The organism is Achromobacter sp. (assembly GCF_032113835.1).
Lineage (GTDB): Bacteria > Pseudomonadota > Gammaproteobacteria > Burkholderiales > Burkholderiaceae_B > Achromobacter.
Map to the genome: position 1 here is coordinate 67722 of NZ_DAMCTG010000007.1, position 11721 is coordinate 79442.

Annotated in this window: 12 protein-coding genes; 6 read left to right on the forward strand and 6 right to left on the reverse strand. The window is 63.6% G+C overall.

Annotation, left to right across the window (positions count from 1 at the left end):
- The first annotated feature begins 6 nt into the window (after positions 1–6).
- The 4 genes from RT697_RS04865 (at position 7) to RT697_RS04880 (ending at position 4668) form a co-directional block, all read left to right on the forward strand.
- Positions 7–1479, forward strand: coding sequence for a M20 family metallopeptidase (locus RT697_RS04865; protein WP_313697239.1), 1473 nt, complete (start codon positions 7–9; stop codon positions 1477–1479).
- A 69-nt stretch (positions 1480–1548) separates the two neighbouring features.
- Complete coding sequence (locus RT697_RS04870) at positions 1549–2106, forward strand: DUF1415 domain-containing protein (protein WP_313697240.1); 558 nt, start codon at positions 1549–1551, stop codon at positions 2104–2106.
- Between the two features lie 249 nt (positions 2107–2355).
- Entirely contained in the window at positions 2356–3345 is a 990-nt protein-coding gene (locus RT697_RS04875) for a Bug family tripartite tricarboxylate transporter substrate binding protein (protein ID WP_056319078.1), read from the forward strand.
- Between the two features lie 27 nt (positions 3346–3372).
- On the forward strand, positions 3373–4668 hold the full coding sequence (locus tag RT697_RS04880) for an alpha/beta fold hydrolase (RefSeq protein ID WP_313697241.1): 1296 nt from the start codon (positions 3373–3375) through the stop codon (positions 4666–4668).
- Between the two features lie 274 nt (positions 4669–4942).
- Here RT697_RS04880 and RT697_RS04885 read toward each other — a convergent pair whose 3' ends face one another.
- Together RT697_RS04885 and RT697_RS04890 are read right to left on the reverse strand one after the other, a co-directional pair.
- Entirely contained in the window at positions 4943–5527 is a 585-nt protein-coding gene (locus tag RT697_RS04885) for a YceI family protein (protein WP_313697242.1), read from the reverse strand.
- A 146-nt stretch (positions 5528–5673) separates the two neighbouring features.
- Entirely contained in the window at positions 5674–6138 is a 465-nt protein-coding gene (locus RT697_RS04890; RefSeq protein WP_313697243.1) for a MarR family transcriptional regulator, read from the reverse strand.
- A 54-nt stretch (positions 6139–6192) separates the two neighbouring features.
- Here RT697_RS04890 and RT697_RS04895 point away from each other — a divergent pair, with 54 nt between their 5' ends.
- The gene (locus RT697_RS04895; RefSeq protein ID WP_313697244.1) at positions 6193–6666 is read left to right on the forward strand and encodes a cupin domain-containing protein; all 474 of its coding nucleotides are present in this window, start codon (positions 6193–6195) and stop codon (positions 6664–6666) included.
- A 223-nt stretch (positions 6667–6889) separates the two neighbouring features.
- On the opposite strand, the gene RT697_RS04900 is transcribed toward RT697_RS04895, so the two are convergent.
- Both RT697_RS04900 and RT697_RS04905 read right to left on the reverse strand, forming a co-directional pair.
- Positions 6890–8191, reverse strand: a complete 1302-nt coding sequence (locus RT697_RS04900; RefSeq protein WP_313697245.1) for a UDP-N-acetylglucosamine 1-carboxyvinyltransferase — start codon at positions 8189–8191, stop codon at positions 6890–6892.
- A 125-nt stretch (positions 8192–8316) separates the two neighbouring features.
- The gene (locus tag RT697_RS04905) at positions 8317–9039 is read right to left on the reverse strand and encodes a GNAT family N-acetyltransferase (RefSeq protein ID WP_313697246.1); all 723 of its coding nucleotides are present in this window, start codon (positions 9037–9039) and stop codon (positions 8317–8319) included.
- A gap of 103 nt (positions 9040–9142) precedes the next feature.
- Here RT697_RS04905 and RT697_RS04910 point away from each other — a divergent pair, with 103 nt between their 5' ends.
- The gene (locus RT697_RS04910; protein ID WP_313697247.1) at positions 9143–10117 is read left to right on the forward strand and encodes a helix-turn-helix domain-containing protein; all 975 of its coding nucleotides are present in this window, start codon (positions 9143–9145) and stop codon (positions 10115–10117) included.
- A gap of 18 nt (positions 10118–10135) precedes the next feature.
- On the opposite strand, the gene RT697_RS04915 is transcribed toward RT697_RS04910, so the two are convergent.
- Both RT697_RS04915 and RT697_RS04920 read right to left on the reverse strand, forming a co-directional pair.
- Positions 10136–10582 (reverse strand): hypothetical protein, encoded by a 447-nt coding sequence (locus tag RT697_RS04915; RefSeq protein ID WP_313697248.1) that lies wholly within the window; start codon positions 10580–10582, stop codon positions 10136–10138.
- Positions 10579–11649, reverse strand: a complete 1071-nt coding sequence (locus tag RT697_RS04920) for a hypothetical protein (protein ID WP_313697249.1) — start codon at positions 11647–11649, stop codon at positions 10579–10581. The genes RT697_RS04915 and RT697_RS04920 overlap by 4 nt, the downstream gene beginning before the upstream one ends.
- Between the last annotated feature and the right edge of the window lie 72 nt (positions 11650–11721).

The following is an 11721-nucleotide window of genomic DNA, read 5'->3' on the forward strand; positions in this document are numbered from 1 at the left end:
AGCGCCATGAACGCACGCATCCCCGAAGACGCATTGCCGCCCACCCTTGATCCCAAAGCCCTCCAGGACTTCGTGGACGACAAGTGGGACAACGAGATCATCCCCGCACTGACCGATTACATCGCCATTCCCGCCAAGAGCCCGGCCTTTGACGCCGACTGGGAAAAAAACGCGTTCATCGAGCGTGTGGTGCGCGATGCGGCGCAGTGGGTCGAAGCGCAAAAAGTCTCTGGCCTGAAACTGGAAGTCGTGCGCCTGCCGGGCCGCACGCCCGTCATCTTCTTTGACGCGCCCGCCACCCGCAGCGACAACGGCGACACCGTGCTGCTCTACGGCCACCTGGACAAGCAACCCGAATTCTCGGGCTGGCGCGCCGGCCTCGGTCCGTGGACGCCCAAGTACGAAGACGGCAAGCTCTACGGCCGCGGCGGCGCCGACGATGGCTATGCCGTCTACGCCTCGCTCACCGCCATCATGGCGCTCGACAAGCAAGGCATCCCGCGTCCGCGCTGCGTCGGCATCGTCGAGACCTGTGAAGAATCCGGCAGCTACGATCTGCTGCCGTACGTCGACGCGCTGCGCGACCGCCTGGGCAACGTGGCACTCGTGGTGTGCCTGGACTCCGGCGCCGGCAACTACGACCAGCTCTGGATGACCACGTCGCTGCGCGGCATGGTGTCGGGCACGCTGGAAGTCCAGGTCCTGGACGAAGGCGTTCACTCGGGCGACTCCAGCGGCGTCGTGCCGTCTTCGTTCCGCATCCTGCGGCACCTGCTGGACCGCCTGGAAGACAGCGGCACCGGCCGCCTGCTGCCGCAAAGCCTGCACTGCGAAATCCCCGCCGAACGCATCGAACAGGTCAGCGCCACCGCGCGCATCCTGGGCGACGAAGTGTGGCGCCGTTTCCCCTGGAGCTGCGGCGCCGATGGCGGCTTCGTGCTGCCCATGACCACCGAACCCGAACAGGCGCTGCTGAACCGCACGTGGCGTCCGACGCTGTCGGTGACCGGCGCCGAAGGCCTGCCGCCGCTGTCCAGCGCCGGCAACGTGCTGCGCCCGCGCACTGCGTTCAAGCTGTCGCTGCGTTTGCCTCCGCTGGTGGACGCCGTGGCCGCCTCGCAGGAAATCAAGGAACTGCTCGAAGCCGACGCGCCCTACAACGCCAAGGTCATCTTCAAGGCCAACGAAGGCGCCGCCACCGGCTGGAACGCGCCCGCCACCGTGCCGTGGCTGACCCAGGCCCTGGACGTCGCTTCGCAGCAATACTACGGCGCGCCGTGCGGCTACATCGGCCAAGGCGGCACCATCCCGCTGATGAGCATCCTGCAAAAGGGCTTCCCGCAGGCGCAGTTCATGGTCTGCGGCGTGCTGGGTCCCAAGTCCAACGCCCACGGCCCCAACGAATTCCTGCACGTGCCGTACGGCAAGAAGCTGACTGCTGCCGTGGCTCAGACCATGGCCGCCATGCCGGCCGCCTGACCTGTACGCGTGCCACGCAGAGCGCGGGGCCTTCGGCCTTGCGCTCTTTCTATTTCCAGGACTGATTCCATGATTTCCAATTCCGACGCCTACGCCAATGTGGTCGCAGAAACCCGCCACTGGCTGAACCAGGCAGTGATCGGCCTGAACCTCTGTCCCTTCGCCAAGGCGGTGCAGGTCAAGGACCAGATCCGCTTTGCCGTCAGCGACGCCACCGACGCCGAGGGCGTGCTGACCGACCTGCAGGACGAACTCGCGCTGCTGGCCGAAACCGATCCCGACAAGATCGACACCACGCTGCTCATCATTCCCGATGCGCTCGACGACTTCATGGAGTTCAACGACTTCGAAGACCTGTCCGACCGCCTGCTCAAACGCATGCGCCTGGTGGGGGAACTGCAGGTCGCCACGTTCCATCCGCAATTCCAGTTCGCCGACACGCAGCCGGACGACATCGAAAACTTCACCAACCGCTCGCCGTATCCCATCCTGCACCTGCTGCGCGAAGACAGCATCGACCGCGCGGTAGAGTCGTTCCCCGACGCGGCCGAGATCTACGAGAAGAACATCGACACGATGAACAAGCTTGGGCTGGAGGGGTGGAAGAAGCTGATGACGAAGGCCTGATCGGCGGGCCGTTATTGGGTTTCGAACCGGGGTCCACATCGGGTCCCACATCGGAACTTGCATCCCGTCCCGCATTCAGGCGTTTACCGGGATATCCCTAGATAGCCCGTCGGTTGTATTGCATACAACATACGATCATTGTGACCGTCGCCGATCGGCGGCGGCCTGTACGTCCTTCCCCTTTTCATTGTCTTGCCTCGCGGCCCTCGCTGGCCGCGCGTTGGCCTGTGCCTTTGTCTGGAGAGCCGTATGCGATTCACCCGCCGTCATGCCCTGGGCGCGCTTGCCGCCTTGCCGTTGATCTCGCGCCCGGCCTGGGCCCAACAAAACGCCTTTCCGACCCGACCGGTGCGCCTGCTGGTCGGCTTTGCGCCCGGCGGGCTGACCGACATTGCCGCCCGCGCGCTGGCCGACCGCATGGGCAAAACGCTCAAGCAGAACGTCGTCGTTGAAAACCGCCCGGGGGGGCAGGCCATCATTGCCACCGTCGCGGTGGCGCGCGCCGAGCCCGACGGCTACACGCTGGGTTTTGCCGGCACCAACGGCATGATCCTCAACCCGTTGCTCTACAACAACCTGCCGTACCAGCCGTCGGACTTCAAGCAGCTTGGGTCCATGGGCAAATCGCCCATGCTGCTGATCGTGCATCCCGACCTGGGCGTGAACACCGTGCAGGAATTCATCGCCCTGGCCAAGAAAAAGCCCAACGACATCACCTGCGCACATGCCGGCCGCGGCGTCATCAACCACCTGGCGCTGCTGCATTTCCAGTCCAAGACCGGCACGCAGTTTCAGGACGTGCCTTACAAGGGCAGCGGTCCGGCGCTGCTGGACCTGATGGCGGGCACCGTGCAAAGCACGTTCGACTTCCCGACCTCGGCGCTGCCCAACATCAAGTCCGGCAAGCTGAAAGTGTTGGCCGTCACTGCGGACAAGCGGCTGTCCAGCCTGCCCGATGTCCCCACGATGAAGGAAGCGGGCGTCGACGACTTCGAGCTCTACACCCGCATGATGATCTCCGGTCCCGCCGCCATGCCTGCCGACGTCGTGAAGACGCTTGAGCACGCCGTGCGCGAAGGCACGCGCGATCCCAGCCTGATCCAGCAATTCGCGGAGCAGGGCGTGGCCGTGGAGTTCACGTCTTCCGCCGACCTGGACAAGGTCATCGCCGACGAATCCGCCATGTGGGCGCAGGTCATCAAGGCCAACGGCGTGCCCAAGACCGACCTGAAGGCATAAGGCCGCGACCGGCAAGGAGAGACGACTGTGACACAGCCCCGTATCACCGTAACGCCCGAACGCGCGCTCATCGACGTCGAGCGCGACATCCACATCGAAGGCTTCCCGGCCTACGCCTTCATCACTGTCACGGCCAGCATGCACATGTGCGGCGCGGCGTGGCGCTCGGAGGCCGTGTTCGTGGCCGGCCACGACGGACGCCTGGATCTGCGGCGCGACAGCCCCGTGTCCGGCTCGTATGCCGAGCCGTCGGCCATGGGCATCGTCTGGTCGATGGTGTGCCAGGACATGGATCGCGTGGTGTTTCCGCCGGACAGCACCGATGCGCTGACCGTGCACCTGCACGCCACGAATGGCGCGCTGTCGGCCGAGGCCACGTTGGTCCAGGACTTCCTGGCCGATGGTGTCACGCATCGCTCCGTGCGCGAAGAGGTGGACGGCATGACGGTGTCTGGCGAACTGTTCGTGCCGGCCGGCCCAGGCCCGCATCCTGTCGTGGTCTACATGAACGGCTCGTCGGGTGGCGTCAACGCGCCCCGCGCCGCGCTGTTTGCCGCCCGCGGCTATCAATGCCTGGCGCTGGCGATCTTCAACTACGACGGCCGGCCCAAGTACCTGAACGACATGCCGCTCGAATACTTCGAAGCCGCGCTGAAATGGATCCGCAAAACGCTGCAGCCGCGCGACGGCTTCGTGGCGGTATCGGGCATCAGCCGGGGCGGCGAGACATCATTGCTTGTTGCCTCGCATTTCCCCGATCTGGTCAGCGCCGTCGTCGCGTACGTGCCGTCGCCCGTGATGCATGGTGTGGTCAGCGCCGGCGCGTCGGGCACGGGACGCGATGCGCAGGTCTGGACCCGGCATGGCGAGCCCTTGCCGCACCTGTGGCAAGACAACGCCACGGCCGACTGGAACGCCGCCTACGCCTCCGAGCCGCCGTACCGCCAGACCCTGGCATTCCTGAGCGCCACGCGCGATGCCTCGGCCTTCGAACGCGCGCGTATTCCCGTCGAAAACTATCCCGGACCGGTCATGCTGGTCAGCGCATCGGACGACGGCTTCTGGCCTAGCACTGCGTATTCGGAAATGGTGGTGCGCCAACGTCAGGCATTTGATCTGCCGACGCGCCACTACGTCTGCGCAGGGGCGGGCCACCATGTCCACTATCCCTGCCTGCCGGCTACGCTGATCAACAAACCGCATGCGATGTCGGGGCTGCTGCTGGATGCGGGCGGCACGCCATCGGCCAACGCGGCTGGGAATGAGGGATCGTACCGGGCGGTGCTGGATTTTCTGGCCCGGACCCGAGGCGGGGAAGAGTAGAAATCCCGCGCGGGCCGGCGGCTCAGCCGGGCCGGTGTCAGACACCCGGGCAAGAGGGTCGTCAGCATGTGACAGCGGCTCCACGGGTGTCAGACACCTCGATTTGATCAGGTGTCTGACACCGTGTCAGGATTCAAGGTGTCTGACACCCGTCAGAAACGCCCGTCAAGTTGATCAGGCGCCACAAGGGTGTCTGACACCTAGCGAAGCGAAGACGGCTCATGCCAATGAAAAAAGGGACCGGCGCCGGTCCCTTGCATCGCCCAAGCAATCATCACTGCTGACGGATCGCCTCGACCTGGATCTTCAGCTTCACCTCCGGCTTGAACCCCATGTCCAACCCGAAATTCATCCCGAAATCCTTGCGGCTGAATTCCGTGGAGACATCGGCGCCGCAGACCTCGCGCTTGACCATCGGGTGATCGATGCACTTGAAGTCGTCGATGTCGAGCTTCACCTGACGCGTGACGCCGCGCAGCGTCAAGTCGCCGGTCGCTTCTTCCGGCTTGTCGCCGTCGAACTTGGTGAATTTGCCCTTGAACGTCGCAGTGGGGTACTTGGCCGCATCGAAGATGTCCGGCGCGACCGCGTGCTGGTTCATCTCGTCGTGGCCGAAGTCCACCGACTTGATGTCCACGGTGACGTCCAAGGTTCCCGTACGCGCCGCGCGATCCAGCACGACCACGCCGCTGGACTTATTGAACTTGCCGCGCCACGTCGACAACCCGCCGAAGTGATCGGCCTCGAAGCTGGGGTACGTGTGCGAGGGATCAAGGTCATAGGTGACCGGCGCGCCGGTCGCGGCAAAGGTCATCGACAGCGCACTTGCGCCCAGCAGCAGGGACGGGATCAACTTCATTGCGGCTCCTTGTGAATGGCGTTCAAGCATGCCGGCGGCGGGCCGCCAGCGTGCCGGAAAGACAAGACAATAACATTCAGTTCCGTGTCAGCAGTGCGGCTTAAATCAAAAATCCGCAGCGCTTTGTGACGCATCGTTCCATGGCATCAATCCACCTTGCCCAGCCACGCAGACAGATCCTGCAAGGTCTCGCGCAGCGCGTTGAAGCGCTGTTCGCCCAGGTGATCCTTCCATTCCAGTTCAACGGCTGCCACGCAGCTGCGCATCAGCGCGTACATCTGCTGACCCCGGTCAGTGAGCTGCAATTCGGTGGAATTCGACGCGGCGCCCGGTCGGCGCAGCAGATAGCCCCGCCGCTCCAGTTCCGCCAGCACGTAGTTCATCGCCTGGCGCGACATATTGCATTGGCGGGCCAGCTCGATCGGCCGGCGGCCATGCGGACCGGGATACATGAAGACGCCGAGTTCGGTCAACGACACGTCGAATCCCTGCGCATTGACGGTAGACAGCATGCGCGCGACCACGTGCTCGCGCGGCAGCCGCAGCAAGGAACCGATCATCGGCAGGCCGGCTTGCGGTTCGGATGCGGCGCTATTTTTTCTACTGGACATGGCGTAAAAAATTTGTACACTTAGGCGTAAAGTAACTTTACACGGGAGTATGCCATGAACGAAGGCGAAGCATTCGATGCAGACGAAGTGATCCGAGTGGGACAGCTGGAAATCCGCTATCTCCAGCCCAGTGGACGCGGGAATCAGATCGGGGCGTTTGAATTGTGTGTGCCGCCGGGCTCGAACGTCCCGCCGCCGCATAGCCACGACAACGAGGAACTGATCTATGTGCTTGAAGGCACGCTGCGCTTTACCGTCGGCGCGGAAACGCGCGACCTGCGTGCCGGCGACTCGATGACCACGCCCACCGGCGTAGCGCATGCGTTCAGCAACCCGCACGAGGTCATGGCCAAGGCCCTCGTGATCAACACGCCGGAAATCAGCGCGGACTATTTTCGCGAGATGGCGGCGCTGATCAACGGCGGCGGTCCGCCGGACAAGGCCCGGATGATGGAGACGATGAAGCGGTTCGGCCTGACGCCGATCGCTCCGGCGCCTGCGCCTGCCGTTGCGGCGGCGGCAGGTTGACCGCGCGCGTGATTGGCGCAGCGTTCCTGCCAACATCGCCGGCATCGGAAGTCGGCCGGTGAGGGCGCAAAAAAGGGCGTCGCCAGGACGCCCTTACTTCGGTTGATTCGACTTCGGTTGATTCGACTTCGGTTGATTCGACTTCGGTCGCTACTGCTTCGGTCGCTATAACTTCGGTAGCTATAACTTCGGTCGATTCAGCCCCGGCTGATCAGTCCTCGTTTTACTCGTCGTTCGCCCACTCGACCTGCACGCCCAAACTGCGCAGGTTCTCGACGAAGTGCGGGTGGGCACGGCGGATCGGCGTGGCGTTGCGGATCTCGGAGCGGCCCTTGATGCTGCTGGCCACCATGAACAGCGCGATCGCCACGCGGATGATGTAGGGGCTTTCCACCACGCCCGGCGTCAGCGGATTGCCGCCAAACGTCACCACGCGGTGCGGGTCCGACGAGAACACGTGCGCACCAAATTTGGACAACTCGCCCGTCCAGCCCAGCGCGCCGTCGTAGACCTTGTTCCAGAACATCGCATTGCCCTCGGCGCACACGCCCAGCGCAATGAAGATCGGCAGCAGGTCCACCGGAAAGTAAGGCCAGGGCGCCGCTTCGACCTTGGTCAGCACGTTGCTGGTGAAGGGCGTCTGCACCTTCAGCGGGCCGTCGCGCAGCGCGCGCGACCAGCCGTCGTTGTGCTCGATCCGCACGCCGAACTTGGCGAACGTGCGGTCGATCAGCGGAAAATTGCCCGGCGTGCGATTGCGCACCACCACGTCGCCGCCCGTGATCGCACCCAGCGCGAGGAACGTCGTGATCTCGTGGAAATCTTCTTCAAACGTGAACTCGCCGCCGCCCAGACGCTTGCCACCGCGCACCACCAGCCGCGACGTGCCGATGCCGTCGATCTCGGCGCCCATCATCGCCATGAACCGGCAGAACTCCTGCACGTGCGGCTCGGATGCCGCGTTGGTCAACGACGACTCCCCTTCGGCCGCAGCCGCGCACAACACAAAGTTCTCGGTCGTGGTCACGGACGCATAGTCCAGCCAATGATGCGTGGGCTTGAGCGGACCGCTCGCGCGCACCAGCAGCGACCCGCTGGCGCGTTCCACCTGGCCGCCGAACGAGCGGAAGATGTCCACGTGCGGATCGATCTCACGCACTCCCAGCGTGCATCCCTTGACGTTGTCCTCCAGCCGCGCCACGCCAAAGCGCGCCAGCAGCGGCGGCACCAGCATGATCGACGAACGCATCTCCTCGGGCAGCCGGTGGTTTGCGGCGTCGAAGACCGTGTTCTTGTGATGCAGCGCCAGCGTGCGCGTCGCATCGTCCAGGCGGACGTCGCTGCCCAGCGTGCGGAAGATGTCCAGGATCTTGCGCACATCAGTGATGTCCGGCACCCCGTGCAGTGTCAGCGGCTGATCGGTCAGCAGCGTGGCGCACAGGATGGGCAGCACCGCGTTCTTGTTGGCCGAAGGGACGACGCGGCCGCGCAAAGGCGTGCCGCCGTGGACGATGAGGTTGGACATGGGATGGGACTGCCGGGAAGGAATAGGGGAGAGCGCGAGGATTGTACTGGGGTCTTTCCTGGGACCATTTTGACGAAAGGCGGCCAAACGTTTCAAACTGCAATGTTCAGGACGCAGACGTCCTGCTAATTCAGGTCCGCGTCTGACGGCGCGCGTCCGACCATCGTCAAATGGAAGCGCTGCCGCAACCGAAACCCCAGCCGCTCGTACAACGCAATAGCGCCTGCGTTTTGACCCAGCACGTGCAGGAACGGCGATTCGCCCCGCCGCCAGATCCGCGCTTCAAGGTTTTCCACCAGCCGTTGGGCCAGTCCCTTACCGCGCCATTCCGCGTCGACACAGACGGCGCTGATCTCGACGTGGCCTGCCGGATGCATCCGCTCGCCTGCCATCGCGATCAGGCGGCTCTGCCAGCGAACCCCGATGTAGTGGCCCATCTCGTGGGTGCGCGGGCAGAATGGGCCGGGCTTGGTTTTGGCAGCCAGGTCCTGCATCTGGGCCGCATCGGCCGCGCCGAGCACCACGATGTCGGCGTTGTCAGCGGAGTCGGCGACGCGGGCATCCCGCCGCGTTGCAACCATCTGATGGATCACGCCGACTGGCTGGGCACGCAGCCGGGCAGGAGGGATGAGCGGGTCGCAGGATAACAACGCCACCTGCTCGCTCGGCGCCAGCAGTTGGGCAAGTGCGGCCCAAGCCTCGGGCAAATTATCGGAAACCATCGCAGCGAACGGCGCGACATCGGGATGATAGCGGCGAGCAAGCTGCGCACCGGTCCCCAGATGTGCCTGTTCCGTGACGAGAGCCGTCCAGATCGGGTTGTCGAGACTATGTGCTTGTTGGTCCATGCCTGTTCCCTTCGATCCGCGCCAAGCGCGCGTGGCGCCAATGTAGACAGGAAGAGGGTGCCGCTCTATGGTCGCAAGTGACATTATTGGAGTCATTTCCGCCATGAAGATTTCGGTGCTGGCGCTGGACGGCTGCTTCGACACGGGCCTGTCGGCCATCCTGGACGCATTCACGACGGCCAACGAACTGGCCGCCCTGCAACAGCCCGGCGAGAATCCGCAGTTCGATATCGACGTCATCGGCATGCGGCGCGAGGTGCGGACGGGATTGGGCATGCGCGTGCCGGTCAAGCCCGTCAGCGCGATGGGCAACCCTGATTGGGTGGTGCTGCCCGCCATCGCCACGAAGATGCCGGAGCAACTCCTGCCGGCGCTGGAACGCCGAGACGTCAAGGACGCGCTGACGCTGCTGCGGGATTCGCACGCGGGCGGGGCCAGAATCGCTGCCGCGTGCATCGGCACCTTCGTGCTGGCCGAATCCGGATTGCTCGACGGACACGAAGCTACGACGTCATGGTGGCTGGCGCCGCTGTTTCGCCAGCGTTATCCGGAAATCCGGCTGGACAGCGCGCGGATGATGGTGCCGTCGGGCCCCTTCACCACGGCGGGGGCGGCGATGGGTCATCTGGATCTGGCCCTGTGGCTGCTGGGCCAGGCCAGTCCGGCGCTGGCCGCCGTGGTCGTGCGTTATCTGCTCGTGGACGCGCGCCCGTCGCAGGCGCCGTACATGATCCCCGATCACCTCGCGCGCGCCGACCCGCTGGTGGAGCGCTTTGAGCGCTGGGCCCGCGAGCGCCTGGCGCAGGGGTTCTCGCTGGCCGACGCTGCGGATGCGCTTGCGACCAGCTCCCGCACCTTGCAGCGCCGTATCGAGGCCGTGCTGGGCAAGTCGCCGCTGTCTTACTTCCAGGATCTTCGCGTCGAGCGCGCGGTGCATCTGCTGCGCACCAGCCGCTTGAACGTCGACGCGATTGCCGCCGCGGTTGGATATGAGGATGGCGCGACGTTAAGGACGCTGCTGCGCCGCAAGCTGGGGCGTAGGGTCAAGGAGTTACGCGGCTCCTGCCCACGCTCCTAGGCGCACTCGAAGGGCGGGCTACTTTAGTCGAAGCACAAAGTCCTGGTCCGAGAACTTTTCGCGCATGTCGGCGATATCTTTAAAGGGCGAACTTTGGATGGTCTTTACCATTCCATCCAGCACGACATGAAGGGCGGCGACGTTGCCGCTTTCGAGCGCCTTGTCCATTGCCCGGATCTGGGCTTCGAGGCCCGTCTTGCGCAGATTGAACGTATCGGCCAAAGCCGTTTTGATGGTGTCGTGCTGCGCTCGTATTCTCTCGATAGTGACGTCGCGATCCGCAAGGATGGCCAGGCGCTTCGTCCGTTCCTCTTCGCGCAGTTTTTGATAATCGCTGTGAGCTTGGTGCATCCTTTGGATTCCGTCCACCAAGGAACCGCCGGGAACGGCTTTTTTTGCGCCTTTCGCCACTTTGCCCGACACCGCATGCGTGACGGCAGCTGTCAGGTCGCCGCGTTTGGTCATATCGCCTCCAAAAGCGTTTGTACGTCTTGAATCGCCTTCTCGCTTTTCTTCGTAAGGCGTCCTTTGCGATCAAGGATCTCGATCTTGGCTACCTGGTACAGCGTAGAGCCCAGGGCGACCATCATGTTGAAGCGGGCTTGTTCATCCTCTGATAGTTTGGCGTATTCGATCTTCCGGTTGGCGAGGTTCGCCGGAACTGGTTTGCCGGCATCCAGATAACGTGCTTCCCGATTGCGCCGAACGCGTCCGAGCATGCGCGATACGCGGTTTGCCTCTGAGTGGAAGCGTTCATCCAACGCCTCTAACACCCAGGCAAGTTCCCTGGAGCGCAGGTCTAGTGCATCAAGCGCTACGCTCGCCGCTTTCAGTTGTTCCGCCGCTTTTTCGATATCGGCAGAATGTTTTGTGGCTTGAGTAAGCGCCTGTTCGGACTTACCGGCCGCCAGGTATCCCATTACCATCAATACCGGACCGGCCACGACGCCCCCCAAAACGGCCGTTCCGCCCGCCATCCCCAAGCCCCCAGTCGCGAGCGATCCTCCACCCAGCCAGGCGAGCGTGGCATTGGTGGCGGCTGCGCCCGAAAGGCCTGAAATGGCCGCGCCTGTGGAAGCCGCTCCAAACATGCTTACCGCCTGTCCGACGCCTGCTCCCACCATGGCGCCGGAAATTGCGCTCTGAATGCCATGGCGCAAGAACTCGGTGGCTTCGTAGGTCGCCTGTTCGATCTCTTGCATGGAAACAACATCAATTGGTAGCTCGTACCCAACTATGTTGATCACATCGAACTCACTCGCCGCAACCTGATCCACCAAGCGAGAGAACTTCGAAAGACTTTTGCTCTTGATCCGTGCGCGAAGTAAACCCAATTCGTTCAGCTCGCTGCAGACTTCCTCGCGACGTGATTCCAAGGCCAATGCTGCCTCGCGCCATTCTCGTTCCGAACTTTTCACCTTCCTGTCTGCGGCGGAGAAGTTCTGCTTGGCGTCCCAAGCCTTTTTTATTCCGGTCACGGCGGAAGCCAGCGCGCTGACTCCGAGAACTGCGGGGATGAGCGGTAATACCATTTTGCCGGTCCTCTGTGTCTGTTCGAATCGTTATCGGTAACTGTGCAGCTAGGCATGTAGCCGCCGCATTTC

Coding starts and splice junctions, on each gene's coding strand:
- RT697_RS04885 (WP_313697242.1), bottom strand. CDS start 5,527: ATGAAGTTGATCCCGTCCCTGCTGCTGGGCGCAAGTGCGCTGTCGATG.
- RT697_RS04875 (WP_056319078.1), top strand. CDS start 2,356: ATGCGATTCACCCGCCGTCATGCCCTGGGCGCGCTTGCCGCCTTGCCG.
- RT697_RS04870 (WP_313697240.1), top strand. CDS start 1,549: ATGATTTCCAATTCCGACGCCTACGCCAATGTGGTCGCAGAAACCCGC.
- RT697_RS04905 (WP_313697246.1), bottom strand. CDS start 9,039: ATGGACCAACAAGCACATAGTCTCGACAACCCGATCTGGACGGCTCTC.
- RT697_RS04910 (WP_313697247.1), top strand. CDS start 9,143: ATGAAGATTTCGGTGCTGGCGCTGGACGGCTGCTTCGACACGGGCCTG.
- RT697_RS04890 (WP_313697243.1), bottom strand. CDS start 6,138: ATGTCCAGTAGAAAAAATAGCGCCGCATCCGAACCGCAAGCCGGCCTG.
- RT697_RS04895 (WP_313697244.1), top strand. CDS start 6,193: ATGAACGAAGGCGAAGCATTCGATGCAGACGAAGTGATCCGAGTGGGA.
- RT697_RS04865 (WP_313697239.1), top strand. CDS start 7: ATGAACGCACGCATCCCCGAAGACGCATTGCCGCCCACCCTTGATCCC.
- RT697_RS04915 (WP_313697248.1), bottom strand. CDS start 10,582: ATGACCAAACGCGGCGACCTGACAGCTGCCGTCACGCATGCGGTGTCG.
- RT697_RS04900 (WP_313697245.1), bottom strand. CDS start 8,191: ATGTCCAACCTCATCGTCCACGGCGGCACGCCTTTGCGCGGCCGCGTC.
- RT697_RS04920 (WP_313697249.1), bottom strand. CDS start 11,649: ATGGTATTACCGCTCATCCCCGCAGTTCTCGGAGTCAGCGCGCTGGCT.